This is a genomic window from Agromyces sp. NPDC056965 (genome assembly GCF_042673425.1).
In the GTDB taxonomy this organism is placed as follows: Bacteria; Actinomycetota; Actinomycetes; order Actinomycetales; family Microbacteriaceae; genus Agromyces.
The window spans coordinates 1-26,639 of the sequence record NZ_JBHURI010000059.1 but is presented as its reverse complement, the minus strand read 5'-3'; the positions used below and the strand labels follow the sequence as shown (position 1 = coordinate 26,639).

Sequence of the window (26,639 nt, the reverse complement as noted above, 5' to 3'; positions counted from 1 at the left end):
CCGTTCGGCCCGCCCCTTCTGTGCGTCTGAACCGGCTCAGCCGGCTGGGCGTGCCGCGGCCGACGGGCTGCCCCAGACCGGCCATTCGCGCACGGGCTTGCCGTAGTCGGAGGCCTCGAGGATGCGGCCCCCGCCGAGGTAGATGGCGACGTGGTAGTAGTCGCCGCCCGAGCCCCAGAACAGCAGGTCGCCGCGCTGCACGCTGCCGAGCGAGACCGCTTTGCCGCGGCCCGCGAGCGTGTAGTACTGGTTCGTCGCCGAGTGCGTGCCGATGCCGATGCCGGCTGCCGCGTAGGCCGCTCGCGTGAGGCCCGAGCAGTCCCACGCGTCGGGGCCGGCACCGCCGAGCTCGTACCGTTCGCCGAGCTGCTGGCTCGCGAACCAGATCGCGGTCTCGACGGCGCTCGCGTTGGGCGGCGCCGGATCGGGATTCGGGGCGGGCGTTCCGCCGCCACTGTTCCCGCCGCCACCGGACGGCGGCGTCGGGGCGGTCGGCCGGCTCGCCTCGAGCGCCGCCTCTGCGGCCTCGCGAGCCTGGCCCTCGACCCGCTCGCGCTCGAGCTCGGCCGTCGTGTCCTTCAGCGTCGCGAGCTGCGCGTAGAGCTCGGCGGAGCGCTGCTCCTGCGCGGTGACCGCCGCCATCGCGGCCTCGGCTGCTGCCCCGGCCTCCTTCGCCTTCGTCTCGGCGAGCGCCGCGAGGCGGGTGCGCTCCGCAGCGGCCTCTGCCGCCTGCGCGCGGAGCGAGTCGGCGGTGTTCCGGTCGGCGACCGCCTGCTCGTAGACGGCCTGCGACTGCTCGCCGAGCTTCGAGGCCATGCCGAGCTGCTTCAGGAGGCCGTCGGTGTCGTCGCCCGAGAAGACGAGTTCGGAGGTGAGGTCGTTGCCCGCGGTCTTCGCGAGATGCGCGGCGAGCAGCCCGGCCCGCATCTTGGAGATCTCCGCGACGGCATCGGCCTCGTCGGCCTGCTGGGCGAGGGTGCTCTCGCGTTCTGCTGCCCGGTCGCGCTGGTCGACGGCCACGCGATACGACTCCGCCGCCATCTGCGACGACTGGATCGCGGCATCCGCCACCTGCTGCAGGCCGGCCAGCAACTGGCCGACGCGATCGATCTCGGCCTGCTTCGTGGCCTCGTTGCCCTTCGCCTGCTCGATCTCGCTCCACGACGGGTAGTCGGGCTCGGCCATCGCCGGTCCGCCACCAGCGACGACCGATGCGGTGACCGCACCGACGGCGACCGCCGAGAAGACGGTCACGGGCTTCACGCGCGACACGGGCCTGGTGCGGTTCTCAGCCAAAGTAGATCCCCCGATCGGCCATGAACGGCTGCGGGTCGATGCGACTGCCGCCGTTGTAGACCTCGAAGTGCAGGTGGCAACCGTCGGATGCGCCAGTCGTGCCGCTCGAGGCGATGTTCTGCCCGGCGTCGACCCACGCGCCGACGCCGACGAAGCGCCCGCCGTCGCGGATGTGCGCGTAGCCGGTCGAGATGCCGCCGCCGTGGTCGATCTTGATGAAGTTGCCGTAGGTGCCCGAGTAGCCCGAGAAGGTCACCACACCGCTGTTCGCAGCGTAGATCGGCGACGAGCACCCGGTGCCGAGGTCGACGGCGTAGTGGAACGAGCCGGAGCATCCGCTGCCCGCGCAGATCGGTGATCGCGGACCGAAGTCGCCCGTGATGCGGCCGGCGGCGGGCTTCGCCCATCCGGAGGATGCGACACCGCCCGGCGATCCTGAGCGGGCCGCCTCCTCGCGGCGCTTCCGCTCCTCCTCCGCCTTGATCCGCTCGCCCTCCTGGTAGGCGGCCGCGGTCTTCGCCTCGGTGTCCTTGAGGAAGGCGAGCTGGGCGTCGAGCTCGATCTTCTTCGCTTGCGACTCGGCGAGTGCCGCCTCGGCGAGGGCCTGCGCCTCTTGCGCCGCGACGAGTGCCGCCTCGGCCGCGAGGCGCAGCTTCTCGCGCTCGGCCTGCGCGACCTCGGCCTGCCCGCTCAGCGCCTCGGCGGTGTTCTTCTTCTCCTGCGCGCGGTCGTAGATGCTCGAGGTGCGCTCGACCATCTTCTCCATGTTGCCGAGCTTGGAGAGCAGCGCGTCGGTCGCCTTCGAGTCGCCGGCGTCGAGGAAGAGGTTGACGCCCACGTCGCTGCCGCCCGAGCGGTAGAGCTGCGCCGCGACCTGGCCGGCGTTCGTCTCGGCCGACTGCGCCTCCGCGGCAGAGGCGTCGGCCTGCGCCTGGATCTGGTCGGCCCGGATCACGGCCTCGTCGTACTTCTGCTGCGCCACGAAGAGCTCGTCGGTGCGGCGCTCGGCTTCGGCCCGCGTGAACTCGACGTTCGCCTCGAGCTCGACGATGAGCGCGGTGACCTGCTCGACCGCTGCGGCGCCGGCGGCGGTGTTCGCCTTCGCCGCCTGCAGCTCGTCCCAGGTCGGGTAGGTCGCCGCGAACGCCGACTGGGGCGGTGCGACGATCGGCACGACGAGCGCCGCGGCGAGGATCGCGACGATGGCGAAGAGACGCCGCATCGTTCGCGGTCGCTCGGCGACCCGGGCTCCCCCGGAGACCAGGCTCGTTCGAGCACGCTCGGCGGGTGTTCGGTCTGTGGTGCGGTACATCATTCCCCGTCCACGCGGGCTCGGGTCCCCGCGCTCCTCAACTCTCGGTTCGGGCACTGGCAGCCCCACGATAGGCGGGAGTTCGGCGCATTCCGGGCATTTCGAGGGCATGTCCGCGGATGCCGCGTGGCAAGCCACGAGGCATCCGCGACCCTCGTTTTGCCATCTGCGCCGACTGCACGTATGCTTGGCTGTCGGCGGGCGTGACCCAGGGAACGCCCTCCGGCCCCATCGTTTAGTGGCCTAGGACACCGCCCTTTCACGGCGGCAGCACGGGTTCGAATCCCGTTGGGGTCACTGCACGACCAGTACGTATAATTGAATAGCTCCGGTGCCGAAAGGCACCACGAGGCCCTGTAGCGCAGTTGGTTAGCGTGCCGCCCTGTCACGGCGGAGGTCGCGGGTTCAAGTCCCGTCAGGGTCGCTCAGGCGACAAGCCCTTTCCCTTACGAGAGAAGGGGCTTTCTCCTTATTCGGGGTGATTCTTCACTTCGAGGCTCTGTAGCTCAGTTGGTAGAGCGCACGACTGAAAATCGTGAGGTCACGGGATCGACGCCCGTCGGAGCCACCATCTCAAACGAGAAAGCCCCCGGTTCGCCGGGGGTTTTCTTGTTTCAGCGGGTGATCTCGCCGGGGTGCCGGTGAGGCTGTGCCATTAATGTGCCATTAGGGTCGGCTTCAGCTCTGCTGGTACTTCTTGACGCTTTTCAACCAAGTATCGAGCACGTCAATCTCGGCCGTGAGAGTTTGAATTGACGGAGGTGTGTAGTTCAACTCCGGGTGGGGGTCATGCCGAGCAGCCCACGCCGAAATCCGGCTGTAGGAATCGTCGTATGTCTTCACGTCCGCCGAAGAGACTCGGCCTATGACCCTCAATTTGCCAACGCGAACCTCCAAGGCTCGATAGTCAACCAGCGGCTCGGCCAGCACTTGGCTGATGATGCGTTCCCAGGTCTGAGACATGTGACCAGCGATTTCCTCGGTGGCGCGCTGGTAGTCGTGATCGGACATACCCTCCTCGTCGCGTCGCAGTGCAGCGACTTCTTGCCGCAGAGTATCCACGCGTTGCGCAGCGTCCTGCGCCGTCCAAGGATGCTTGAGCGTGGTAAATCCCGGGCCGATCTTGCGTTTGCGTTCGATTCCGCGAGTCGCGAAGGGGACGTCCGATGCTTCTGCGGTCTTGCGAAGAGCCATCGTGAAGGCGACGTCATGCGTGAAGACGATGACCTGCCGCTCGCCCGCCAGGTCGACGATTCGGTTGGCGACCGCCTCGCGCCGCATGTGGTCGAGCGAGGAGACGGGGTCGTCGAAGACCAACGCTGAATTGCTCGCATCGAAGTGAACTTCGGTCAGGAATCCGGCGAAGCCGAGCGCCGTCTGCTCGCCCTCGGAGAGGACGTCGCCGAGACGCGCGCCTGCACGCGCGTTCAAGAAGTCAGCCTTGTGGAGCAGCCCCATTCCTTGGCGCGGCCTGGTTGCCTTGAATGTAACTCTCTCCAGTCCGAGCCGGTCCGTTTCACGGGTGAAGCGGTCTCGGGCTTCTTCGGTCACGTACTTCTTCGTCAGCTCGCCCATCTTTTCCGTGAGAGCGCGAGTATTTGTCTCGGCGAACTTGTCATTGAGTGCCGTCAACGTGCGCAGACGGGCGCGTTCCAGCTCGATCTGGGACTTCCCATCGCGCATCGCGATTTGGTCGCGTAAGCGGTTCTCTTCGGTCTGGGCCTGAGCGAGACGTCCGGCGAAAGCTGCGGCGTCGATCGAGCTGGCTTGGTCGCGGAGGCCTTTCGCCTGGGCAGCATGTGTGGTGATCTCCCCGGCAATGCTTACATCGGTCGGCTGTTCACCGGCGATCATGGCTGCTTGGCGCGCGCAGAAAGCATCGAACAGCGGCTGAACCCGGGTGGCGTATCCCGGTTCTGACTGTTCGATCGTCGCGATGGCAACCGCCACCGGTTGACTCTCGACCCGCTGTCGGGCGAGATTCGCGACAAACGTCTCGAGGTCCTTCTTGGCCGTCTCGGCATCCTGGGCCGTCGAATCTGATACGAACTCGTGAAACCGGTTCAGCCGCGCTGCCCCTCCGCCAGCGAGGGACTGCTGACACAACACACACACTGCCTCGTCGCCCGTGTGCGGGAAGTTGTGTTCCGGGTAGACGACGAGCGAGTACTTCTCCGCCGCTTGCCACAACGCTTTCCACACCGGCGATCCGATGCCCGCGAGCGGCTCGTCCCCGAACGTGGTCATAGAAGCTGCGTCCGCCGCTTCCTGGGACGCTTTCGAGCTCTCACGTAGCTCACGCAGCTTCTCTTGCATCGCGAGGCCGAACGAGCTGTCGAGGCCGTGCAGGTGATCGGCGACCAGATCGAGCGCATCGGCCGTACGGTTCAGCTTCCTTTTCTCCTGCGAAGGATCAGCCGTCCGAAGCCGAGCCACTTCCTCGATCTGATCGCTCAGCTTCTTATCGACGTCATGGAGGCAAGATGTGGCTGCGGCGATTTCCACATCGGTGGTCTTGGCGGTTAGAGCGCGGAGGAACGTCGCAGCCGAGCCTGGATCGGCGACGACGGGGAGGGCTCTGGCGCGCTCTTCTGTGTCTTCCACCCGTCGATGACACGTCGCACTCCTGCGGTCACTGCGGAGAGGTCGTCAAGAAGCTGCACTGCCGAAGGCCGGTAGGAGATCTCAGCTTCTGAGTTGAGGTAGGTGTCTCCGCAGTGCTCGTCATAGAGAGCGACGCGCCGGAGAGCAGGATCGATAGTTGACCCTAGCGACGAGGTGTGTTCGGTCTCTGCGATGAGGAACGTCACCTGACCCAATTGCTCTCCCGGAGACTCCGCAAAAACGTCCGGGAGGATGTCTGCGCGGTGACGGGCGCGCACCATGGACTGCAGGATCCGTGCGTATCCAGACTTTCCGCTGCCGTTGTTGCCGTACACGACGGTCAGACCGTCCGGCGCAAACGTCAACTCCTGCTTCTCGGCGAGTCGATTGACATTCGCTACGCCCTTGACAGCGATGATCCGCACTGGTTCTTCATTGGCGTCCTGAGGTGCGGTGACCGATGAGAGCCAGCCCCCTTCCGGAGCTGCGAGCGGTTTCTCGAACATGCTCTTGGCGATCTCCTCGTACTCGCCATCGCCGATCGTCTCGCCGCTCGCAATGCGGGCCAGCGCGCGTTGCTGCCACCAGGGCCGGGTAGCGATCCAGTCGAGGACGTCTTCGTAAGCGGTCACGCTGTCTCGTTCCATCGGGGGCGGGCGTTGCCGAGACGAGGCTATCGGTTCCCAATTTGGCCGCCCATGAAGGCTCGCCTGCTGAGTTGGTGCGCCCATCGTTCTGGGAAGGTCGCATGTCGCCGATAGCGTCTCGAACATGGAATGGATCGCTATGTCGATCGCGGTCGTCGCCGCGATCTTCACAGGCTGGCAAGCATGGGAAGCGCGCAAATCACGAGTGGAGGCCCGGCGATCTGCAAGCGATGCTCAAGATCACGAAGAACGCGCAGTTGAGGCGTCTGAGCGCATTGCGGCGGCCATCGAGGAACAGAACAGCCGGGAGCGCGCCGCGGCCGAGAAGTACGCGACGCCGTTTGCGATCGGCGAAGAGTACGTCCAGGGCATCGGCGCAAAGCGTTGGAAGCTTGCTTTGGGTGGGACCGAAGTCGTGCACGGTGTAAGTGTCGAGATCGATCCACCCGACACAATGTTCTCGATGCGACCCGATCCCGTGCCAAGCGAATTGCACCCAGGCGCAGTAGTTCTCTTCGACTGGTGGCGCGGCGGCAACGCGCCAGACTTCATAGCCGTGACGGTGCGATGGACCCGCCCCAACGGGAACGAACACCAAGCCCGAAAGGAATTGCATTGAGCGGTCGCTTGCGGGGCTGGCGTTAGTGGGATTCAGAATGAGGCCATGCCAGTTCTTCCCGATATCCTCGCGCCCGATCTAGCTGTCGTGTTCTGCGGCACCGCCGTTGCGAAGGCATCTGCTAGTCGCGGCCACTACTTCGCTGGCCCACGGAACGCCTTCTGGACGTTGCTATATCAGTCCGGTTTCACCCCGAGGCTACTCACACCCGACGAGGATGAAACGCTCCCGGCCTACGGCGTTGGCCTCACTGATCTGGTCAAGGATGTCGCACAGAGTCATGACAGAGGCCTCGATTTCGTTCGAGCCCCCGATCTGCAATTCCGACTAGCGCCTTACCACCCGCGTATGGTTGCTTTCGCCGGACTGACAGCAGGCAGGAAAGCTGCCCGAGCCTTCGGCACCACCGCTTCTGGCTATGGCCTGCAAAGTTGGCAGGTGGGCGATGCCCGCGTCTTCGTCGTTCCCAATCCCAGCGCCGCAGACGCGGCCTGGCCACGAGACGGCCGGACCAAGGTCGAGTGGTGGACCGATCTCAACCGACTGTGCCCCAACTGAGCGCAGACCAGCTCGTCACCAAAGTCGGGGCCGACTTTTCACCGTTGCGCCGCTTTCCTCGAAGCACAGTCTCGAGAGACGGTGGGTGAGCTGCGATGGCCCGTGCACCACGGTCAGTCTGGGTGCGGAGAAGGTCGAACTCGTTCGCCGCCGACGCGATCTCTTGTGCCATTAATGTGCCATTAGATGCGCGAAAACTATTCGAAACCAACTGTGACCGTTTCGAAGAATACCTGATCAGCGCGATATCGTGTCCATAAGAATTGAGCGAAAACCGCCCAGGCTCACTGAAAATCGTGAGGTCATGGGATCGACGCTCGTCGGAGCCACCAGCAAAACCCCCGGGAGACCGGGGGCTCTCGTGTTTCAGCGGGCGATCTCGCGTGGGCGCCGGTGAGGCTGAGAACGGACTCCTGCCGTAAACGACCGTTTCGGTGCTGCTGGCAAGCAGCTAGATAAGAATGAAGCCCGATGCGAACACAGCCATGATGATGGCGGTCACGCCGGCAAGCGCAACCGCGATCATGGCTGCGGTGATGGTGCGGTGACGCGACCGGACGGGCACCAAGTACGTAAGCGCGACTCCGACGGCCGCGACGATCACCACTATCGTTCCGCCCGCGATCGCCGCCGCTTCCCGAGCGTCCGGCATACAACTCGGTGGTGCTGGCGAAATCGCCGGACACACCTCCGGCATCAGCGCGACAAGACAGAGCACGACGATGACGGCGGCGGCGGTAGCCACCGGCGGCTGCCATGCCCGGCTCGCATGATCGATAGAGGTCATTGACCACTTGACGCCTCGAGGAGAGTGCTCACATCGATCGGGACGTTGCTGCCGCGGTATTACACCGTTCCGTCTGGATGGATGACGGTACCCACCTCGAGCCGCACGGTCCGATCGGGCACTGGCTCCACCTGATTCGGCGAAGCGGGTGGAGCGTCGTCCTCTGGTGACACGGAGCATCCCATGACACCGATCAACACGGCCGCGGCCGCCGCAAAGCCAACTCCCGCCCGAAGAATCACCATGATCGGACCGTAACGCAGCTAGGGCCTAGCGGGGTTCACAATCCGATAACGCACGTCGAAGATCACGGACCTTCCGCCTGCTCCGTAATCGCGTCGACGTTGAGCTCGTGTCCTTCCACCGGCGCGGTTTCGTCCAGAAGCCGAATTGGGGATTCGGCTGTCTCATCGGCGGAGCTTGCGCGAACGACGCCATCAACGCATCCCGGTCATACTCGTACGGGGCTAGAGGCGGAACTGGTCGAGGACTGTCGCATCCGCGCCGTCGATGTCTGCGATCACAACGTGCCGGAGCATGAGTTCGGCGTCGTCGGGAGTGTCCCGACCGGCGACATGGGTCATATGAGGCCGATAGCCTGCGCGCCAGTAGAGCGATTCCTCTGCCGCGAAATGCGGTAACGCTTCGAGAAGGTCCGCGAGCTGCTCGTGAAGGGCCACGGTCTGAGCAGAATTCACCAACTGAACACGGATGCCTTTGTCGCGACCGAACTGGGCAATTCCTTCGAACTGAATCGTTATCGGTCCCGCACCGACGCAGGCCGCCCGGACCGCGTCCACAACTTCAGCCAACGCCGCGTCGACGAAGAAATTCGACGCGAGCGTGACGTGAGAGGGCCACGTCGCACGAGGGAACCGCGTACCCTTCTCGATTGGCACGGGAACGGCAACGACAGCGAGGAAGCGGGGCGTCGGGCCGGCTTGCATCCGTCAAAACTATCGCGGCGACGACAATTTCAACGAGGGAGCTAACCTTTCGCAACACGCTCTAGGGGCGAATCGAGTTCGGCTCAGCCTGCCGACGTGTCGCTGGTGTCCGCGGCCGATTCGCACGTTCGGATACCGTTGGTCGGCCTTACCCTAGGCGCTGCGCCTCGAACGCGAGAAACCGGTGACCGACCGGCTATCGGCACCGCGCCCACTCGACCACGGTGCTGCCCATGTGCAATGAGTTGCGGAGTTGAGCGACGATCACGCTCGACTTCGCTGCTCCGTCAGGGCCTCCCGTAGGGCTTCTTTTGCTCGCTGATAGCGGCCTCGTGCGGTCGAAGCCGGGACGCCCTGGAGTTGGCCGGCTTCTGCGATAGTGAGTCCTTCCCAGTGAACGAGCGTGACGATTTCAGCAAGGTCTGGGTCGAGACGTTTCACCGCGTCTCGGATCGCGAGTTGTTCGGCCGGGTCCGGGCCATTGCTGGGGATGGAGTCTCGCAGAGCATTTGCGAGTCGCGCTTGGCGGACGTTCGATCTGGCGCTGTTCCGGAGCAGGTTCCGGGCGACTCCGAACAGCCACATACGGGCTTGCTCGTGATCGGTGGGGAGGTCTGAGTTGCGCCGCCATGCGGTGGTCATGAGCTCCGAGAGGAGATCGGCGCCGGCCTCACCGACGCGGCGTTCGAAGTAGTTCAGCAATTCCGGGCCGACTTCGATCATCAGGTCGGTGAAGCGGGCTTCCGCGCGGCCGCGCCGCCTCACTGCGTCATTCCGGTGCAGCGCTCCTGGCTCTGATAGCCGAGCCCCGTCGACGGAATGCCGAGCGTGTCGAGGTGGGCGGTGATCGCCTCCTGCAGGGCTTCACCCACCGCCAGGTTGTACTCGACGTCGGCGTTGTAGTTGTCGGTGCCATAGCCGAAGGGCACGGGGTTGCCGGTGCCGTCGTCGGCCCAGTTCTCATCGGAGCGGTTTTCCTGGATCACGCCGTCGACGTCAGCGTCGGCGAGCACGTCGGCGCTGTGAAGGTAGTTGAGGGAGGCGTCGATCGATCGCGGGTCTGCGGCGACGTCGGCAGGCCGGTTCGGGTCAGGGTTGTATTGGAACTCTCCCAGGCGCAGTTCGCAGGAGCCGCCGCCCGGGAGGGTGTAGTTAATTGTCGCGTCAGGATGCTGGGCCCATTCCGCCCACTCCGTCGTAGTGCTGATTCCCCAGAACGACGACCAGTCGATCGTGGTTGCGGCGAATGCTGCCCCTGCGCCACCCAAAAGCAAGACGGGAGCGAGGATCGCGGCCGCGATCCCTTGCTTGCGCTGTGAGCGGTGCCGTTGCTCGCGTGTCGTGACAGCCGCCATCGCGGCCAAGTGCGCGGCCAGCACATCGTCGTCCGGAGTGACCCGCGGGGCTGCCTGGTGCAACCACTTCGCGATCTGCGGGTCAGGCTCTATCGCGTGCTCTTCAACGTCGGTGCTCATGCGTTCCTTCTCCGTTCGAACGATCCTTCACCAATGCCATGTCCGCTTGGGCAAGCAACGTCCACGAACAACGAAGAATCGTCCTGAACAAGCCGATTGACTCACGAGGCGCCGACCTCTCGATGCCTGAGCCCGCTGGCGGATTTGTATGCGGGCCCGATCGACTCGTGGTCGGAAACGACGGTTTGTGGGCGTGTACCCGGCCGATCGAGGGGTTGGGTTGAATCAGTGTCGGCGCACTGTTCAGTAGTCGGGGCGAATCCAGTCCGTAATGGGCGCGAATTCGACGTCCGTCGCCCAGGTCATGGGTTGGTCGATCTGCACGTCGGTGAGGATGGTGAGGTCGTTGAGCATCGCGGTCTTGCGGAAAACGCCCAGCCGACGGTCAATGACCATCGTCGAGCGAAACGCGGGATCCTCGGTGTGCTCGAACGTGAGCAGAATCGAGTGCGACCCGATCTCCTGCGCCAGGATCGGATAGAAACTCTCTCTCGGGCGGCCCCACAGCAGCAGTCTCTCGGGGTACAGCATGCGCATCTCGTGGAACATGCCGCGACCGAACTCAGCCGCGAGTGAACCGTCGTGCGGCACTGTGAGAGTCCCGTCTCGGTACGTGTAGACCTTTCCAAGGCTGGTCACCATCTGCCACTCGTGGGCGTCGACGTCGAGCTCTGCCTGGAACTGAAAGTGATGATCGCCGTGCTGGGAAACCCCGATCGCGCGGACGCGGTCGGGCGAGGCGATCTGGAGAACCTCCGCAAGAACGCCGGCGCTAGCCGACCGCGGCAGCAGCGTGTCGAATTCCATACCTCGATCATTCCCCAACGATCGTGGCCGGCTGCGGCGGCCAGACATTGCCGGTCTGAACAGGCCGTCAATATCGACGGTTTTTGACCAGTCGTTTCGAGGCGGTCAGAACGTCGTGGGCCGAGGGGCGGAGATGCCTGACTCTGCGGCCGCGAGCGTATTGTGCGGAGCGAGGTCGAAACTCGCGGTTTTGAACGTTTCTGGCGCCACCGTCGATCGGCCATAGCCCGGCGCCCGAAAGCTGGTCGGGCGGCGGAGGGCCGCTGGCCATTCGACCTCACGCATGATCGTGAGGTTTCCGGGATCGACACCCGTCGGAGCCACAGTCTGAACATGAGAAGGCCCCGATTCACCAGGGGCCTTCTCGTGTCCGGGCCGCGCGCGCGGCGGCGGAGCTACGCCACGCGCTCGGGGACGCGATCCACGCCCGGAGCGAGCGGGCCGACGCTCAGCCTGCTGCCGGCCCACACGAGCGCCCCGGCGGCGAGCATCGCTCCGAGGAGCCCGACGATATGCGCGGCGAGTGAGAGGAGTCCGCGTTCGGGGAGCAGGAAGCCGTACGGAACCCATCCGTCCGTGGCGCCCCGGGCGAGGACGACCCCCAACCACACGACCGGGTACGGGAGCACGAGCCAGAGTCGCCGCCAAGGAAGCGGCGGCCGATCTCCGACGAGCAGCCAGTCGAGCACGACGACGAGCGGGAACACGATGTGGAGCGCGGCGCTCACCCATGGCGGCGCCGACCCCGTGCCCGGGACGAGCACGTTGTAGACGACCGCGACGACGAGCAGGCAGGCCGTCGCGACTCCGCGCACGGTCGACAGCCATGGCGGCACCGGCCGCCCGAGGACGGCGAGCAGGCCGGTGACGATCAGCACGATGCTCGTGAGCAGGCTGGTCTGGTTCGTGAAGTAGCCGAAGAAGTCGAACGGGCTGCCGTCGCCGGCCTCGATGCGCAGGCCGTAGGCGGAGCCGAGCACGGTGATGCACAGCACGCCCACGGCGACCCTGGCCAGTCCGACGACAACGGGTGCGGTCGGGAACCGGCGGCCCTGAGTCATCCGGTCAGCCTAGCCAGCACCCGCCGAGCCATCACCCGCCGAGGCGGATCGCGACGATCCCCGACACCGCGCAGACCGTCGCCGTGAGCCGCCACTTGCTGAACGGCTCGCGGAAGACGAAGTAGCCGATCACGCCTGCGGCGAGCACCCCGGTCTCGCGGAGCGCCGAGACCACCGCGAGCGGCGCGAGCGACTGCGCCCACACGACGATCGTGTACGCGGCGAGCGAGAGGATGCCGCCGACGAGGCCCATCGGCGCGTGGATCCGCATGCCGCGGAGCATCTCCCTCCGGTCACGCGCGAGCAGGAAGCAGACGAGCGGGATCGAGACGCCCTGCAGGAGGAACAGCCACGACGCGTACCCGAACGGCTCCCCCGAGAGTCGAACGCCGATGCCGTCGATCACCGAATAGGCGGTGATCGTGACGCCGACGGCAACGGCCAGGAGGGTTCCTGCCGGGCCGCTCCGACCCTTCGGCGACCACGACAGCGCGAACAGCGCGACGGCGACGACGGCGACGCCGGCCATCTGGGCGGGCGTCATGAACTCGCCGAGGAAGGTCGTCGAGATCAGCGTGATGCCGAGCACGGCGATGCCGCGCGTGAGCGGGTAGGTGCGACCGAACTCGGTCTTCGCGTAGGCCGCGGTCAGCAGAACCAGGTAGGCGGTCTGCACGGCAGCCGAGATCAGGAGGTACGGCCAGACCTCCTGCGGTGGGAGCGGGAAGACGACGCATCCGATCGCCCCCACCACTAGGTAGACAGTGCCGATCAGCGCCGAGGAGACGAGCCGGGCGGGGATCGCCTTGGCGATGGCGTTCCAGCTGCCGTGCAGCAGCGCAGCGCCGAGAACGGCGAGGAGGACGCCCGTGCTCACGCGGTGCGGCTGCCGGTGATGCCCTCGTCGATCCCGTCGACGCGCTCGACGCGCAGCAGCACCGCCTGCTCGGGTCGGAGCGCCGGCATGACGACGCCGATCGACGCGAGCGAGGCACCGTTCAGTTCGAGCGGGCCGGCCTCCCACCACGGCGCCGGGTCGGCGCCGTGCGGCACTCCGCCGACGAGCGCCGGCTCGACCCGGTAGACGGCCGTCGGCAGCAGACCGGGCAGGCGGATGCGTCCGGGGCTCGCGACCGACGCCCGTGCGAGCGACACGTACGCGAACAGTGCGGCCGAGCCATCTGCTGCGACGACGCCGTTGACGCTGATGGTCGCATCGGGGTGGTCGAGTCGCACGAGTTCACCGCCGTGCAGCAGCTCGCGGTTCGCCTTGTGCAGCTCGATCCACTCTCCGAGCTCGGCGAGCTCTGCCGCGCTCGATTTGCGCAGGTCCCACTCCACCCCGAGATGCCCGAACAGCGCGGTGATCGCGCGGAACGAGAGCGCGTGGAGCCGATTGGTGATGTGCGAGGCACCCGAGGCGATGTGGGCGCCCATCAGCTCGGGCGGCACGAGCTGGGTCGTCCAGCGGTTCGCCTGCTGCCGGTCGATCGGGTCGTTGTTGTCGGAGACCCAGATGCGGTCGGTGCGGTCGATGGCCCCGAGGTCGACCCGGCCGCCGCCCGACGAGCACGACTCGATCTCGAGCGCCGGATAGCGCGACTTCAGCTCGTCGACGAGCCGGTAGTACGCGAGGGTCTGCTCGTGCACGCCGGGCCGCCCGGTCGATTGCGTACCTGCGTCGACGAGATCCCGGTTGTGATCCCACTTGATGTACGCGATGTCGTACTCGTCGAGGATCGCGCACATGGCGTCCCTGACGTATGCGTACGCCTCCGGGATGCCGAGGTTCAGCACCTGCTGGTGGCGCGACTCGACCGGCAGGCGATCGCCGGTGGCCATGATCCACTCGGGGTGGCTCCGCGCGAGGTCGGAGTCCATGTTCACCATCTCGGGCTCGAACCAGAGCCCGAACTGCATGCCGTGGCCGCGCACGCGATCGACGAGCGGGTGCAGCCCATCGGGCCAGACGTCGCTCGACACGGTCCAGTCGCCGAGGCCGGCGCGGTCGTTGCGGCGGGCGCCGAACCATCCGTCGTCGAGCACGAACCGCTCGATGCCGATCTCGGCGGCGCGGTCGGCGAGCTCGACGAGCGTGTCGACGTCGTGGTCGAAGTACACCGCCTCCCACACGTTCAGCGTGACCGGCCGCGTCGTGCGCGGGTGGTGCGGGCGAGCGCGCAGGTGGCGATGCATCCGTCGCGCCGAATCGTCGAGACCCGCACCGTAGATGCCGTAGACCCAGGGGCTCTCGTAGCGCTCGCCCTGCGCGAGTCGCATCTCGCCGGGCAGCAGCAGCTCGCCGCCGCCGAGCAGCTGCTCGCCGGTCAGCACGCGCTCGACCTGGTGCACGTGGTTGCCCGACCACGCGGTGTGCACGCCCCAGACCTCGCCCTGGTCGAAGCCGAAGCCGGGCGTGCCCACCGAGAGGATCATCGCCGAGTCGAGACCGGTGCGGCCGCGACGCCCTTCGCGCCGGTGGGCGCCGACGGTCATTGCGCGGCGCTGCGGCGCTCGCTCCCCCGACCACCGGCCGGCGAAGTCGAGCACCTCGCTCGCGATGGCGGGGGTCGGCAGGCAGAGCAGCAGCTCGTCGACCTGGTACGGCAGCTCGCCGAGGTTCTCGACCTCTGCGCGGGTGCGCACGATGCCGGCTTCGCTGAGCTCGACCGTGAGCGTGAGTGCGAGCTCGGCCGCGTCGTCGGTCGCCGTGACGACGAGCGACCCCGCTCCATGGTTCACCACTCCGGCTCTGGATGCCGCGGCGAGCACGGTGCCGTCGAGGCTCGCCGATGTCACGCGCCAGAGCGGCGACCATGCCGACCCCGCACGGGAGCCGCTCAGCCCGGGCCGCCCCATCCACCCTCGAGCGTGCTCGGGCAGGAGGGAGAGGCGAACGGGCACGTCGACCTCGCTCGCGGCCACCGGCAGCACTCCGGACGCAGCGAGCGCCGAGAACCCGGCGTCGTCGAGCTCGCCGCAGTCGGCGCCCCAGTGCACGACGGAGGGCAGCGCGCCCTCGCCGAGGTCGAGCACGAGTGCGACGCCGCCGGCGCGGAGCGCCAAGCCAGAAGCGGAGGTTTCGGTCATTTTCGGATTCCTCTCGGGGTTGCCTTCAGAGTAGTGTTTACGTCACCATGACGATTGCATCGAACAGTTCGTCCGAGTTCGCGCCCAGGGTGCGCGCGTCGATCAACGACGTCGCCGTGCACGCCGGAGTCTCCGCACAGACCGTCTCGCGCGTTGCCAACGCGCAGAACAATGTGCGCCCGGCCACTCGCGACCGCGTGCTCGCCTCGATGCGGGAACTCGGGTACCGGCCGAACAGCGCCGCCCGCAACCTCAAGTCGGGCCGGTTCCGCAGCATCGGCGTCGTCACGTTCAATCTCGAGACGCTCGGCAACGAGCGCACGCTCGACGCCATCGCCGAGGCCGCGGCCGCGGCGGGCTACACGACGACGCTGCTGCCTGTCGCCGACCCGACCCAGCTCGAGGTCGCCGGCGCGTTCGGCCGGCTCGAGGAGCAGGCCGTCGACGGCATCATCCTCATCATGTCGGCCGAGATCGGCTCGCCCGATGAGCTGAAGCTCACCGCCGGCCTGCCGCTCGTCATCGTCGACTCCGACGCGACCCAGCCCTACACGATCGTCGACACCGACCAGGAGCAGGGCGCGCGACTCGCGGTCGAGCACCTGCTCGGGCTCGGCCACCGCGACATCCTGCACGTCGCAGGGCCTGCGTCCTCGTTCTCGGCTCGTCGACGCGCCGACACCTACCGGCGCACCATGGAGGCGGCGGATCTCCCCGCACTGCCCGTGCTCGTCGGCAACTGGACGGCGACGTCGGGACTCGCGCTCGGGCGCGAGATCGCGGCATCCGACCGACCGCCGACCGCCGTCTTCGCGGCCAACGACCAGATGGCCCTCGGCGTCATGCACGCCTTCCACGAGCGCGGCTGGAGCATCCCCGAGCACATCAGCGTCGTCGGATTCGACGACGCCGACGACAGCATCTCGTACTGGCCGTCGCTGACCACCGTGCACCAGAACTTCGACGAGGTCGGCCAGCGGGCGACGACCCTGCTCGTCTCGCTCATCGACGGCGAGCCGGTGCCGAAGAACAAACTGATCCCGACGCACCTCGTGGTGCGAGACAGCACCGGCCCGGCGCGCGGCGCGTAGCGCCGACCTCGCCGGGCCGAACTGCGTTCCGGTCGTCACGCCTCGGTCGGACCGAGATCGGGCCGTGCCGCGAAGCGCACTGCGGCCGTGGTCGCCCCGACGGTCTCGAACACGAGGATCTCGTTCTCACCGGCTCGAACGACCGGCGCGGGCACGTAGTGCGTGCGCTGCGGACCGCGACTGCGGTAGCGGCCGAGGTTGACGCCGTTGACCCGGACGATCCCGGTGTTCCACCCCGGCAGCTCGATGTGGAGGTCGGTCGGCTCGTCGAGCGTGAACACCCCGCTGGCGAAGACGGGACCCGACAGCGGTGCAGCCGCCTCAACGCCGGTCTCGCCGGTCTCGATGCGCGGCCCGGCCGCGAGAACCGCGCGGACGGGGTCGAGGTCGTCGAGCATGACCGCTCCCGCCGTCCAGTCGGTGAGCGGCACTCCGTCCAGCGTCGCGGGGGCGATGAGCCCCTTCGCCTCGCCGAGGCGCGAGCCGTAGTTCACTCCCCCGAGGTTCTCGACGAGCACCGTGAGCTCGCCGCCGGCGCCTTCGGGCAGCGGCAGCACCCGCTCGTGGAGCTCACGGTCGAGCACGCCGACGAGCGCACCATCGAGGAACACCTGGGCCCGGTCGCGCACCTCGCCGAAGCTGAGCAGGCCGCCGTGCTCGATGCGCGTCGAATAGCACATGAACCCGCGGGTCGAGCCGAACTCGGCCGCGACCGGGAGGTGGTCGAACCGCTGCGCGGCGATGATCGGCATCTGCCAGAGCGACGCGTTCCGGTCGAGATCGACCTCGAGCACCGGCGCATCCGTTCGCTCGGCCGGCACCTCGTCGGGCACCGGCGCGTACTTCGCGATGACCTCGCGGAACCGCCAGAACTTCTCGGTCGGCGTGCCGTCTTCGGCGAGGGGGGCGTCGTAGTCGTACGACGTCGAGATCGAACGATAGGTGCCCTTGTCGTTCGCGCCCGAGGTGAAGGCGAAGTTCGTGCCGCCGTGGAACATGTAGATGTTGACGGATGCCCCGGCCGCGAGCATCTCGTCGAGCTCGCGTGCGGAGTCCTCGGCCGAGGTGACGTGGTGGATCTCGCCCCAGCTGTCGAACCATCCGCACCAGAACTCGGAGCACATGAGCGGGCCGGTCGGCTGGAACCGGCGCAGCGTCGCGAGCCGCTCGGCGGCGCGCGAGCCGAACGAACCGGTGCGGTGCAGTTCGTCGAGGCTGCCGTGCTCGAGCATCTCGTCGATCGGCTGGTCGACGGTGGTCAGCGGCACGTCGATGCCGTGCTCGCGCGTCAGCGCGGTGAGCCGGCGCAGGTAGTCCTTGTCGGCACCGTACGCGCCGTACTCGTTCTCGATCTGCACGAGGATCACCGGTCCGCCGTGCTGGATCTGGCGCGGCCGCACGATCTCGTAGACCTCGTCGAGGTATTCGCCCACGGCCTCGAGGTAGGCGGGGTCGTGCGATCGCAGCACGATGGACTGGTCGGAGACGAGCCACGAGGGCAGCCCGCCGTCGTGCCATTCGGCGCAGATGTAGGGGCCGGGGCGCACGATCGCGTGCATGCCCTCGGCGTGGACCAAGTCGAGGAATCGTGCCAGGTCGAGGTTGCCGGAGGTGCGGAACTCGCCGCGCGTCGGGGAGTGCTCGTTCCACGGCACGTACGTCTCGATGGTGTTCAGGCCCATGAGCCGGGCCTTGCGGATGCGATCGCTCCACTGGTCGGGGTGCACCCGGAAGTAGTGCAGCGCGCCGGAGAGCACGCGGTACGGCGAGCCGTCGAGGAGGAAGTCGGTGTCACCGATGGAGAAACTGGGCATTCGCTGTCCTGTGTCGAGAATTGGACCGCGGGGCAGCCGCCGTGACGGCGACTGCCCCGCGGAGTGGTGCATGTACTGCTACTTGTTGACCGTGAAGCCCTGCTCGTTGCCGAACGCGACGAGGGTGTCCTGCCACTCGAGGAGCGCGGCGTTCAGGTCGCCGTCGGAGCCGAGCGCCTTGCCGACCGAGTCGGTGAAGACGTTGTTGGCGTAGCCCTGGTAGGGCAGGTACTGCCAACCCGTGAGAACCGACTCCGACGACAGCGCGCCCTGCTGGTTGGCGGGCTGGCCGCCGTACGACTCGAACGGGAAGTCGAGGAACTCGGGGTTCTCGAGGTCCGCGATGGTCGACGGGAAGCCGTTCGCGTTGACCATCTCACGTCCGTCACCCTCGGCGAGGTACTTGAGGATGCCGGCCGCTGCGGCCTTGTTCTCGCTCTGCGAGCTGACGGCGAGCGCGCTGCCGCCGTTCTCGGCCGAGGCCGGCTTGCCGTCCCACGACGGGATCTGCGCGACGCGCCACTTGCCGAGCGTGCCGTAGTCGTTCATGCCGCTGATCATCCAGGAACCCATCATGAGGGTGCCCAGCTTGTCCTGCGTGAGCGCCTTCGACCATTCGTCCGACCAGGTCGGAACGCCCGAGAGCTCGCCGGCGTGGAGGCGGTCGCCCCAGAAGTCCGCGAACTTCGTGGTGCCTTCGTCTGCGAGGTCGATGGTGATGTTCTCACCCTCGGTCGTGAAGGGCTTGCCGCCCGATGCCCAGATCATGCTGGTGAAGAAGCCCGCGTCGCCGCTGTTCGCGATGTAGGCCTCGGGGTCGTACGCGTGGATCGCGGCCGATGCCGCTGCGAAGTCGTCCCACGTCGCAGGCGCCTCGGTGATGCCGGCCTTCTCGTAGAGGTCCTTGTTGTAGATCATGACCATGGGGCCGGAGTCGAGCGGCAGGCCGACGAGCTGGTCCTGCACGTTCACGGCGTTCCACGTCGATGCGGTGAACGAGTCCGCGTAGTCGCCGAGACCGTAGGGGGTCAGGTCGGCGAGCGCGTCGCCGAGGGCGAGCTGCGGCAGCGTCTGGTACTCGACGGGCACGAGGTCGGGGGCGCCCTTGCCGGCCTTGATCGCGTTCTGGAGCTTCGTGACCGCGGCGTCGGGGTTCTCGAGCTTGACGACGTCGAACGTGACGTTCGGGTACACCTTCGAGATGGCGTCGGCCTGCTTCTGGGTGCTGTCGCTCCAGGTCCACCAGGTGAGCGTGACGTCTTCCTTCAGCGCCGCATCGGTGTCGGTCGAACCGGCGTCGGCGCCCGGCGCTGCAGCACTGCAGCCCGCGAGCACTCCGACGAGCAGCGCACCGGTGCCGACGATGGCCCCGAGTCGTGCCCATCGGCGGGAGGTGATTCGTTCCATGGTTGTGATTCCCTTTCTTGGTGTGGGTCTGGTGCAGGTCGTGGTGCAGGTACGAGGGCCGGCCCGGCCGGCCTACTTGACGCTTCCGGCGGTCAGGCCCGACTGCCAGTAGCGCTGCAGGTAGAGGAAGGCTGCGGCGATCGGGATGACCGTGAGCAGCGAACCCGTGATGACGAGGTTCGGGATGGGATCGGTGCCGACGCCGCTCGCCTGCGCCGACCACTGGGCGAGACCGACGGGCAGCGGGTACCAGCGCTCGTCGCTCAGCATGATCAGGGGCAGGAAGTAGTTGTTCCAGGTCGCGACGACCGCGAACATCAGCACCGTGATGAGCGCTGGCGCGAGCTGGCGCAGCGAGATCTGGAAGAAGATGCGGATCTCGCCCGCGCCGTCGAGGCGTGCTGCCTCCATGAGCTCGTCGGGGATCGCCTCGCGGGCGTACACCCAGACCAGGTAGAGGCCGAAGGCGCTCACCATCGAGGGGATGACCACCGACCAGGGCGTGTTCGTGAGGCCGAGGTTGCTGAACAGCAGGAACTGCGGCACGGCGAGCACGGAGCCCGGAATCGCCATGGCGCCCAGGATGATCGCGAACACCCACTTGCGACCGGGGAAGTTGTACTTCGCGAGCCCGTAGCCGGCGAGGGTTGCGAGCACGGTCGCACCCCCGGCCCCGAGGACCACGTACAGCACGGTGTTGCCGAGCCAGCGGAGGAAGATGCCGTCGGCGTACGTGAACGTCTCGGCGATGTTCTGGAAGAGGGCGAACTCCCCGCTGAACCAGAAGGCGAAGGAGTCGTAGAGCGAGTCCATCGTCTTCGTGGAGTTCACGATGAGCCACCACAGCGGGACGAGGCAGTAGAGCAGCATCGCCGTCATCAGGATGCCGAGGGTGATGGAGGCGCGCTTGTGCCTGGGGGTGGCTCGCCGCTTCACGTTCGCGCGTGCCGGGAGGCTGCCGCTCGCGAGCTTGCTGGGCGCGCGGCCCGAGCGGACGCCCGATTCGACGGCGCTCATGCGTTCTTCTCCTTCTTCTCGCCGCCGAGTTGCACGATGTAGGCGACGACCATGGTGATGATGCCCGAGACGATGGCGATCGCCGCGGCGTAGTTGAACTGCGAACCCGTGAACGACAGGTTGAACGCGTACAGGTTCGGCGTGAAGTACGAGGTGATCGAGTTCGGCGCGATGGTCTGCAGGATCGAGGGCTCGTTGAAGAGCTGGAAGCTGCCGATCACCGAGAAGATCGTCGCGATCACGATGGCACCCCGGATGGACGGGAGCTTGATCGAGAAGATGGTGCGGAAGGCCCCTGCGCCGTCGATCTCGGCGGCCTCGTAGAGCTCCTGCGGCACGGCCTTCAGCGCGGAGAAGAAGATGAGCATGTTGTAGCCCACGAACTCCCACGTCACGATGTTGCCGATCGACATCATGATCAGGTTCTCGGCGAGCGGGGACGGCAGCTCGACGCCGAAGAATCGGTTGATGTCGGCCACGAGCCCGAACTGCGAACCGTACATGTAGCCCCAGATCATGACCGCGACGACACCGGGAACGGCGTACGGCAGGAAGATCGAGAGGCGGTAGAACGGCACCCAGCGGAGGCGCGCACTGTCGAGCGCGAGCGCGGCGAAGAGCGCGAGACCGAGCATGATCGGCACCTGCACGAGGAGGAAGATCGTGACGCGCAGCATGGCGTCCCAGAACTTCGGGTCGACGAGGGCCTTGGCGTAGTTCTCGAGCCCGACGAAGGAGTTGCCGCCGACGAGAGTCTCGCGGAAGAGGCTCAGGTAGATCGCGTAGAACAGCGGTGCGATGAGGACGAGCGTGAAGATGAGCATGAACGGCCCGACGAACCACCAGCCCGCCCAGTCTCGTCGAGCCTTCTTCCGGCGGCGGCCGGGCGCCTCCACGGTGTTGGCCGTCGAGAAGGCGTACGTCTCGGTCGAGACACCGACGGGTGGTTCTGCGTGCACGTGGGCCACGGTCATCTGCGGCCTGCTTCCGCGCCTCGGGTGGGCGACTTCTTCGTCATGCGCGTACGCACTCCTTCGTGAATGTTTGCGTTCCCATTGGAGTATAGGCGAAGATGATGTTTGCGCAAACAGAATCCCTCGATCCGAAGGTCACAATGACGTCACGCACCTCGACAGCCCCCGCTTCGGCCCATGAATCCGGTGACCAGCCGGCACCTCCGGCCCACGCATCGCGGGTATCCATGAATACGGACTGGTGGCGCACCGCCGCGATCTACCAGATCTACCCCCGGTCGTTCGCCGACGCGAACGGCGACGGCATGGGCGACCTCGCCGGCGTCACCTCGCGCCTCGGCGCATTGCAGGAGCTCGGTGTCGACGCGATCTGGCTCTCCCCCTTCTACACTTCGCCGCAACGCGACGCCGGCTACGACGTCGCCGACTACTGCGACGTCGACCCGCTGTTCGGGACCCTCGCCGACTTCGACGCGATGGTCGCCGAGGCGCACGCCCGCGGCATCCGCGTCATCGCCGACCTCGTGCCGAACCACTCGAGCTCCGACCACCCGTGGTTCCAGGCTGCGCTCGCCGCAGCCCCAGGCAGCGCCGAACGCAGCCGCTACCTCTTCCGCGACGGCCGCGGCGAGGGCGGCGTCGAGCCGCCGAACAACTGGCGCTCGCACTTCGGCGGGCCGGCCTGGACTCGTGTCGTCGAGGCCGACGGCACGCCCGGCCAGTGGTACCTGCACCTCTTCGACAGCTCGCAGCCCGACTTCGATTGGACCAATGAAGAAGTCCATGAGGAGTTCCGGCGCATCCTGCGCTTCTGGCTCGACCGCGGGCTCGACGGATTCCGCGTCGACGTCGCGAGCAGCCTCGTGAAGGAGGAGGGCCTGCCCGACTTCACGCCCGTCGATGACGACGAGATGCCGCCGTACGACGGCCGGCCGGCCGTGCACGACATCTTCCGCGACTGGCGGCGGATCCTCGACGAGTACCCGGGCGAGCGCATCCTCGTCGCCGAGGCCTGGATCAAGCCGCTCACGCGGCGCGCCGACTGGGTGCGCCCCGACGAGATGCACCAGACCTTCAACGACGTCCTCGACGTCTGGAATGCCGCGCTCCTGCGCGACTCCATCGACGGTGCTCTCACGGCGTTCTCAGCGGTCGGTGCGCCGACGGCCTGGGTGGCCTCGAACCACGACTCCGTCCGCCCCGCCACCGCACTGATGCTCGCCCGTGCCGAGCGCGACGGCGGCCTCGGGCCGCGCACGACCGGCATCCCCGCCTACGACGTTTCCCTCCCCCGGGCCCGCGGCATGGCGATGCTCATGCTCGCGCTACCGGGTTCCGCCTACCTCTACCAGGGCGAGGAGCTCGGCCTGCCCGAGGTCACCGAGATCCCCGACGCAGCTCGACAGGATCCGACCTTCTTCCGCACCGAGGGCGAGCAGTACGGGCGAGACGGATGCCGCGTGCCCATCCCGTGGGAGTCGGCAGCACCCTCGTACGGCTTCGGCCCGGGCGAGGCGTCGTGGCTGCCGCAGCCCGAGACCTGGGGCACGCTCGCGCGCGACCGGCAGCAGGCCGATCCCGACTCGACGCTCAACCTCTACCGGGCGGCGATCGCGCTCCGCCGGACCCGCGGCCTCGACCGCGGCGCCGTCGAGTGGCTCGACGGCTCCCCGGCCGACGTCCTCGCCTTCCGGAGCGGCGACACCATCGTGCTCGCCAACATGAGCACCGAAACCCTTCCGCTCCCGACCGGCGAGGTGCTCCTCGCGAGCGCGCCGATCGAACAGAATGTCCTCACCCCCGACACCGCAGTTTGGATTCACGCATGATCTCCACCATCCACGTCGTCTTCAAGACCCACCTCGACCTGGGTTTCACCGACACCGCAGCGAACGTCACCGACCGGTACGTGCACGAGTACCTCCCGCGCGCGATCGCGCTCTCGGAGGAGTTGGAACGCCGAGGCGGCCCGGCCCGCTTCATCTGGACGACCGGATCCTGGATGATCCACGAGGCGCTCCGACTCGGAAGCCCCGACGAGCGCGCCGCCCTCGAGCGCGCGATCGGCGCCGGGCACGTCACCTGGCACGGCCTGCCGATGACGACGCACACCGAACTCATGGACGCCGGGCTCGTCGAGCACGGCATCGCGATCGGCCGCAAGCTCGACGCGCGGTTCGGCCACCGGACGCAAGCGGCGAAGATGACGGATGTCCCCGGCCACACGATCGGCCTCGTCCCCTTCCTCGCCCGCGGCGGCCTCGACTTCCTGCACCTCGGCGTCAACGGGGCATCCGCGGTGCCCGACGTACCGGAGTTCTTCGTCTGGCGCGCGCCCGACGGCAGCGAGGTCGTCGTGAACTACGCGCAGAGCTACGGTGCGACCGAACTCGGCGTCGCGGTCGTCCCCGGCGGTTCCGACGCGCTCCACCTCGCGCACACGGGCGACAACTTCGGCCCGCCCCCGGTGGAGGAGGTCGAGGAGCTGTTCGCCCAGCTCCAGGCCGAGTACCCCGAGGCCCGGGTGATCGCCTCGACCCTCGACGCGTTCAGTCGCGAGGCGGTCGCCGTGCGGTCGAGCCTGCCGGTGCTCGAGCAGGAGATCGGCGACTCGTGGATCCACGGCGTCGCGAGCGATCCCGTGCAGACGGCGCGGCTTCGCGCGCTGCTCCGGCTGCGCACCGAGTGGGTCGCGTCCGGCGCACTCGTGCCCGGCACCGAGGAGTGCGACGCGTTCGGCGATGGGCTGCTCCTCGTCGTCGAGCACACGTGGGGCGAAGACCTCAAGACCTACGTGCCCGACTACGTGAACTACGAGAAGGCCGACTTCCAGCGAGCCCGTGCCGCCGATGAGATCGACCCGGCCGCAAACCCCGCCGAGTTCGACGTGTACGCCTGGGCGTACACCGAGCACCCGAGCGACCAGGGCCTGCGCTACTCGGGCTTCGAGCGCTCATGGGCCGAGCAGCGCGCCCACATCGACCGCGCGCTCGCGGCGCTCTCGCCCGAACGCCGCGCCGCGGCGGAAGCGGCGATCGCCGAGACACGGCCGGCCGACGAGCGCGACTCCGCCGCCGCTCCCCTCGACCTCGAGGCCGAGCACGAGCTCGGCGCCTATCGCGTGCGCTTCGGCGTCGACGGCGCCCTCGTCTCCCTGGTCGACGCCGACGGCACGGAGTGGGCCGGACCGGAGCATCCGCTCGCCGCGTACCGCTACGAGACGTTCGACGAACGCGACGAGGCCCGCTGGATCGAGGAGTACTGCCGCGACCTCGAGGAGACCGCGGTCTGGGCCGTGCCCGACCAGTCGAAGCCCGGACTCGCGATCGCCGAGAAGCTGCCGGCGACGACGTTCGCGCCGCGCGCGGTCTCGGCCGAGCGCTGGGCCGACGGCGACGACATCGTCATCACCCTGCGACTCGAACTGCCCGAGGCGGCGTGCGAGCTGTGGGGCGGAGCCCGAGACATCCGCCTCGCCTACCGCTTCCCCGCGATGCCGGGGCCGATCGGGGTCACCCTCGACCTGCGCGACAAGGACGCCTCCCGACTGCCCGAGGCGAGCTGGCTCGGCTTCCGCCCTCGCACCGAGCCCGGCGACTGGCGGCTCACGAAGCTCGGCACGGCGGTCGACCCCCAGTCGGTCGTGCGGAACGGCAACCGCAGCCTGCACGCGGTCGCCGAGGTCACCCACACCACCGAGCGCACCTTCGCGCTGCGCCCGGTCGACGCCGCGCTCGTCGCGGTCGGCCGCCCCGCGCTGTACCGGTTCGACAACACCGTGCCCGACCCGAGCGACGGCCTCCACGTGAACCTGCACAACAACATGTGGGGCACGAACTTCACGATGTGGTTCGACGACGACCTGCGCTTCCGCTTCACCATCGACCTCGGAAGCGCTCGATGACCCAGCCGCTCGTGACGAGTCCGCCCGTCGTGATGGCGCCCCGCCCCGACGGCTTCGAGGTCGTCTGGGGCGTGGGCCGCCTCAGCCGCGGATGGCTCGAATGGGAGGCTGCCGACGGCACGCGGGGCACCGCGACCGCCGACGCCTTCGGCATGGTGCCGCAGGGCGACCGGGTGCTGCGCATCCGCACCGCAGGGTGGCCCGCGGGCACGTCGCTGCGCGTCCGCTCGGTCACCGAGGCGGTCGAGGCCCCGAACGAACGCCACGAGAGCGAGTGGAAGTCGGTGCGCACGCTCGACGCGGCATCCGACCGGGCGCACTTCGCGGTCTGGAACGACACCCACCAGCGCGACGACACGATGCGGGCGCTGCACGAGGCGACGCCCGACGTCGACGTGCTCGTCTGGAACGGCGACCTCTGCAACGACTGGAAGGATCCGTCGTGGTTCACCTCGACGGTGCTGAACCCGGCGGGCCTCGACGTCAGCGCGGGGCGCCCGCTCGCGATCGTGGTGGGCAACCACGACGTGCGCGGCACCTGGGCGTACCAGCTCGAGGACTTCGTGGCCATGCCCGAGGGACGGCCGTTCACGGCCTTCCGCATCGGGCCGGTCGCGTGCATCGTGCTGCACACCGGCGAGGACAAGCCCGACGCGCACCCGACGTTCGAGGGCCGCGTCGCCTTCGAACCGCTGCGTGCCGAGCAGGCGGAGTGGCTGCGCGAGGTGACCGCTCGTCCGGAGTTCCGGGACGCGCCCTACCGGGTCGTGTTCTGCCACATCCCGCTGCGCTGGATCGACGAGACCGTCGTCGACTACGACGCCGACGGCTACGACTGGTTCAGCCGCATGAGCCGCGACGCCTGGCACGACGCACTCGTCGAGTGGGGCGCCCAGATCGTCGTATCGGGGCACACGCACTACCAGACCTGGATGCCGGCGACCGAGGAGTTCCCGTACGCGCAGCTCATCAGCGGCGGGCCGGACTTCGACGTGGCCTCCGACGAGGCGGCCGCGTGGATCGACGGCGAGGCGACCGCAGACGAGCTCGTGCTCACGATGCGCGACCTCGGCGGCGAGGTGCTGCACGAAGTGCGACTTCCGCCGCTCGCCTGACGGCTGAACGAGCAGGGGCCGGGGGGCGGTAGCCACCCCGCCCCGTCGTCAACCGCCGCTCAGCTGAGCGGCGTTCAGATCAGCGCGTCGGGCACGCCGCCGGGGGTGCATCGG

At 67.7% G+C, this 26,639-nt stretch carries 22 protein-coding genes and 3 tRNA genes; 9 read left to right on the top strand and 16 right to left on the bottom strand.

What is annotated here, in order from left to right; genetic code table 11:
- Positions 1 to 36 precede the first annotated feature (36 nt).
- Both ACFTQE_RS14705 and ACFTQE_RS14700 read right to left on the bottom strand, forming a co-directional pair.
- A complete protein-coding gene (locus tag ACFTQE_RS14705) occupies positions 37 to 1,296 on the bottom strand; it encodes an NlpC/P60 family protein (protein ID WP_376925775.1) in 1,260 nt (419 codons plus the stop codon).
- Positions 1,289 to 2,608, bottom strand: coding sequence for a M23 family metallopeptidase (locus ACFTQE_RS14700; protein ID WP_376925774.1), 1,320 nt, complete (start codon positions 2,606 to 2,608; stop codon positions 1,289 to 1,291). The genes ACFTQE_RS14705 and ACFTQE_RS14700 overlap by 8 nt, the downstream gene beginning before the upstream one ends.
- Before the next feature lie 224 nt (positions 2,609 to 2,832).
- Here ACFTQE_RS14700 and ACFTQE_RS14695 point away from each other — a divergent pair.
- The 3 genes from ACFTQE_RS14695 (at position 2,833) to ACFTQE_RS14685 (ending at position 3,179) form a co-directional block, all read left to right on the top strand.
- Positions 2,833 to 2,905 (top strand) — tRNA-Glu (locus ACFTQE_RS14695).
- A 53-nt stretch (positions 2,906 to 2,958) separates the two neighbouring features.
- Positions 2,959 to 3,032 (top strand) — tRNA-Asp (locus ACFTQE_RS14690).
- Between the two features lie 71 nt (positions 3,033 to 3,103).
- Positions 3,104 to 3,179: transfer RNA gene (locus tag ACFTQE_RS14685), tRNA-Phe, on the top strand.
- Positions 3,180 to 3,286: 107 nt separating this feature from the next.
- Here ACFTQE_RS14685 and ACFTQE_RS14680 read toward each other — a convergent pair.
- Together ACFTQE_RS14680 and ACFTQE_RS14675 are read right to left on the bottom strand one after the other, a co-directional pair.
- Positions 3,287 to 5,212, bottom strand: coding sequence for an AAA family ATPase (locus tag ACFTQE_RS14680; protein ID WP_376925773.1), 1,926 nt, complete (start codon positions 5,210 to 5,212; stop codon positions 3,287 to 3,289).
- Positions 5,131 to 5,844 carry a hypothetical protein gene (locus tag ACFTQE_RS14675; RefSeq protein ID WP_376925772.1) on the bottom strand — a complete coding sequence of 238 codons (714 nt, stop codon included), beginning with the start codon at positions 5,842 to 5,844 and terminating at the stop codon, positions 5,131 to 5,133. The genes ACFTQE_RS14680 and ACFTQE_RS14675 overlap by 82 nt, the downstream gene beginning before the upstream one ends.
- Before the next feature lie 139 nt (positions 5,845 to 5,983).
- Here ACFTQE_RS14675 and ACFTQE_RS14670 point away from each other — a divergent pair, with 139 nt between their 5' ends.
- Together ACFTQE_RS14670 and ACFTQE_RS14665 are read left to right on the top strand one after the other, a co-directional pair.
- On the top strand, positions 5,984 to 6,478 hold the full coding sequence (locus ACFTQE_RS14670; protein ID WP_376925771.1) for a hypothetical protein: 495 nt from the start codon (positions 5,984 to 5,986) through the stop codon (positions 6,476 to 6,478).
- Positions 6,479 to 6,523: 45 nt separating this feature from the next.
- Positions 6,524 to 7,036 carry a mismatch-specific DNA-glycosylase gene (locus ACFTQE_RS14665; RefSeq protein WP_376925770.1) on the top strand — a complete coding sequence of 171 codons (513 nt, stop codon included), beginning with the start codon at positions 6,524 to 6,526 and terminating at the stop codon, positions 7,034 to 7,036.
- A gap of 451 nt (positions 7,037 to 7,487) precedes the next feature.
- On the opposite strand, the gene ACFTQE_RS14660 is transcribed toward ACFTQE_RS14665, so the two are convergent.
- The 8 genes from ACFTQE_RS14660 to ACFTQE_RS14625 form a co-directional block, all read right to left on the bottom strand.
- Positions 7,488 to 7,823, bottom strand: a complete 336-nt coding sequence (locus tag ACFTQE_RS14660) for a hypothetical protein (protein WP_376925769.1) — start codon at positions 7,821 to 7,823, stop codon at positions 7,488 to 7,490.
- Positions 7,824 to 8,290: 467 nt separating this feature from the next.
- On the bottom strand, positions 8,291 to 8,770 hold the full coding sequence (locus tag ACFTQE_RS14655; RefSeq protein ID WP_376925768.1) for a 2'-5' RNA ligase family protein: 480 nt from the start codon (positions 8,768 to 8,770) through the stop codon (positions 8,291 to 8,293).
- A gap of 264 nt (positions 8,771 to 9,034) precedes the next feature.
- Positions 9,035 to 9,493 carry an RNA polymerase sigma factor gene (locus tag ACFTQE_RS14650; RefSeq protein WP_376925767.1) on the bottom strand — a complete coding sequence of 153 codons (459 nt, stop codon included), beginning with the start codon at positions 9,491 to 9,493 and terminating at the stop codon, positions 9,035 to 9,037.
- A gap of 38 nt (positions 9,494 to 9,531) precedes the next feature.
- Positions 9,532 to 10,245, bottom strand: a complete 714-nt coding sequence (locus tag ACFTQE_RS14645) for a hypothetical protein (RefSeq protein WP_376925766.1) — start codon at positions 10,243 to 10,245, stop codon at positions 9,532 to 9,534.
- Positions 10,246 to 10,488: 243 nt separating this feature from the next.
- Positions 10,489 to 11,052: a hypothetical protein gene (locus ACFTQE_RS14640; protein WP_376925765.1), complete on the bottom strand. Its 564-nt coding sequence runs from the start codon at positions 11,050 to 11,052 to the stop codon at positions 10,489 to 10,491.
- Between the two features lie 395 nt (positions 11,053 to 11,447).
- Positions 11,448 to 12,113 carry a Pr6Pr family membrane protein gene (locus ACFTQE_RS14635; RefSeq protein WP_376925764.1) on the bottom strand — a complete coding sequence of 222 codons (666 nt, stop codon included), beginning with the start codon at positions 12,111 to 12,113 and terminating at the stop codon, positions 11,448 to 11,450.
- 31 nt (positions 12,114 to 12,144) lie between these two features.
- On the bottom strand, positions 12,145 to 12,990 hold the full coding sequence (locus ACFTQE_RS14630) for an EamA family transporter (RefSeq protein WP_376925763.1): 846 nt from the start codon (positions 12,988 to 12,990) through the stop codon (positions 12,145 to 12,147).
- Entirely contained in the window at positions 12,987 to 15,203 is a 2,217-nt protein-coding gene (locus tag ACFTQE_RS14625) for an alpha-galactosidase (RefSeq protein WP_376925762.1), read from the bottom strand. Before ACFTQE_RS14625 ends, ACFTQE_RS14630 begins: the two co-directional genes overlap by 4 nt.
- A gap of 47 nt (positions 15,204 to 15,250) precedes the next feature.
- On the opposite strand from ACFTQE_RS14625, the gene ACFTQE_RS14620 reads away from it, so the two are divergent.
- Complete coding sequence (locus ACFTQE_RS14620) at positions 15,251 to 16,294, top strand: LacI family DNA-binding transcriptional regulator (RefSeq protein ID WP_376925761.1); 1,044 nt, start codon at positions 15,251 to 15,253, stop codon at positions 16,292 to 16,294.
- Between the two features lie 35 nt (positions 16,295 to 16,329).
- Here the strand turns inward: ACFTQE_RS14620 and ACFTQE_RS14615 are convergent, their stop codons facing one another.
- The 4 genes from ACFTQE_RS14615 to ACFTQE_RS14600 form a co-directional block, all read right to left on the bottom strand.
- A complete protein-coding gene (locus ACFTQE_RS14615) occupies positions 16,330 to 18,108 on the bottom strand; it encodes a beta-galactosidase family protein (protein ID WP_376925760.1) in 1,779 nt (592 codons plus the stop codon).
- A 78-nt stretch (positions 18,109 to 18,186) separates the two neighbouring features.
- Positions 18,187 to 19,515 carry an extracellular solute-binding protein gene (locus tag ACFTQE_RS14610; protein WP_376925759.1) on the bottom strand — a complete coding sequence of 443 codons (1,329 nt, stop codon included), beginning with the start codon at positions 19,513 to 19,515 and terminating at the stop codon, positions 18,187 to 18,189.
- A gap of 72 nt (positions 19,516 to 19,587) precedes the next feature.
- Entirely contained in the window at positions 19,588 to 20,394 is an 807-nt protein-coding gene (locus ACFTQE_RS14605) for a carbohydrate ABC transporter permease (protein ID WP_376925776.1), read from the bottom strand.
- A gap of 134 nt (positions 20,395 to 20,528) precedes the next feature.
- Entirely contained in the window at positions 20,529 to 21,491 is a 963-nt protein-coding gene (locus ACFTQE_RS14600; protein WP_376925758.1) for a carbohydrate ABC transporter permease, read from the bottom strand.
- Between the two features lie 242 nt (positions 21,492 to 21,733).
- Between ACFTQE_RS14600 and ACFTQE_RS14595 the strand changes: the two genes are divergently transcribed.
- The 3 genes from ACFTQE_RS14595 to ACFTQE_RS14585 are packed head-to-tail and all read left to right on the top strand — an operon-like array spanning position 21,734 to position 26,525.
- On the top strand, positions 21,734 to 23,335 hold the full coding sequence (locus tag ACFTQE_RS14595; RefSeq protein WP_376925757.1) for a glycoside hydrolase family 13 protein: 1,602 nt from the start codon (positions 21,734 to 21,736) through the stop codon (positions 23,333 to 23,335).
- A complete protein-coding gene (locus ACFTQE_RS14590; RefSeq protein ID WP_376925756.1) occupies positions 23,332 to 25,410 on the top strand; it encodes a DUF5054 domain-containing protein in 2,079 nt (692 codons plus the stop codon). Before ACFTQE_RS14595 ends, ACFTQE_RS14590 begins: the two co-directional genes overlap by 4 nt.
- Positions 25,407 to 26,525: a metallophosphoesterase family protein gene (locus ACFTQE_RS14585; RefSeq protein WP_376925755.1), complete on the top strand. Its 1,119-nt coding sequence runs from the start codon at positions 25,407 to 25,409 to the stop codon at positions 26,523 to 26,525. Before ACFTQE_RS14590 ends, ACFTQE_RS14585 begins: the two co-directional genes overlap by 4 nt.
- The last annotated feature ends 114 nt before the right edge of the window (positions 26,526 to 26,639 follow it).

Coding starts and splice junctions, on each gene's coding strand:
- ACFTQE_RS14620 (WP_376925761.1), top strand. CDS start 15,251: ATGACGATTGCATCGAACAGTTCGTCCGAGTTCGCGCCCAGGGTGCGC.
- ACFTQE_RS14700 (WP_376925774.1), bottom strand. CDS start 2,608: ATGTACCGCACCACAGACCGAACACCCGCCGAGCGTGCTCGAACGAGC.
- ACFTQE_RS14590 (WP_376925756.1), top strand. CDS start 23,332: ATGATCTCCACCATCCACGTCGTCTTCAAGACCCACCTCGACCTGGGT.
- ACFTQE_RS14665 (WP_376925770.1), top strand. CDS start 6,524: ATGCCAGTTCTTCCCGATATCCTCGCGCCCGATCTAGCTGTCGTGTTC.
- ACFTQE_RS14645 (WP_376925766.1), bottom strand. CDS start 10,245: ATGAGCACCGACGTTGAAGAGCACGCGATAGAGCCTGACCCGCAGATC.
- ACFTQE_RS14585 (WP_376925755.1), top strand. CDS start 25,407: ATGACCCAGCCGCTCGTGACGAGTCCGCCCGTCGTGATGGCGCCCCGC.
- ACFTQE_RS14635 (WP_376925764.1), bottom strand. CDS start 12,113: ATGACTCAGGGCCGCCGGTTCCCGACCGCACCCGTTGTCGTCGGACTG.
- ACFTQE_RS14625 (WP_376925762.1), bottom strand. CDS start 15,203: ATGACCGAAACCTCCGCTTCTGGCTTGGCGCTCCGCGCCGGCGGCGTC.
- ACFTQE_RS14605 (WP_376925776.1), bottom strand. CDS start 20,394: ATGACGGCGATGCTGCTCTACTGCCTCGTCCCGCTGTGGTGGCTCATC.
- ACFTQE_RS14650 (WP_376925767.1), bottom strand. CDS start 9,493: ATGATCGAAGTCGGCCCGGAATTGCTGAACTACTTCGAACGCCGCGTC.
- ACFTQE_RS14655 (WP_376925768.1), bottom strand. CDS start 8,770: ATGCAAGCCGGCCCGACGCCCCGCTTCCTCGCTGTCGTTGCCGTTCCC.
- ACFTQE_RS14615 (WP_376925760.1), bottom strand. CDS start 18,108: ATGCCCAGTTTCTCCATCGGTGACACCGACTTCCTCCTCGACGGCTCG.
- ACFTQE_RS14640 (WP_376925765.1), bottom strand. CDS start 11,052: ATGGAATTCGACACGCTGCTGCCGCGGTCGGCTAGCGCCGGCGTTCTT.
- ACFTQE_RS14670 (WP_376925771.1), top strand. CDS start 5,984: ATGGAATGGATCGCTATGTCGATCGCGGTCGTCGCCGCGATCTTCACA.
- ACFTQE_RS14595 (WP_376925757.1), top strand. CDS start 21,734: ATGAATACGGACTGGTGGCGCACCGCCGCGATCTACCAGATCTACCCC.
- ACFTQE_RS14660 (WP_376925769.1), bottom strand. CDS start 7,823: ATGACCTCTATCGATCATGCGAGCCGGGCATGGCAGCCGCCGGTGGCT.
- ACFTQE_RS14610 (WP_376925759.1), bottom strand. CDS start 19,515: ATGGAACGAATCACCTCCCGCCGATGGGCACGACTCGGGGCCATCGTC.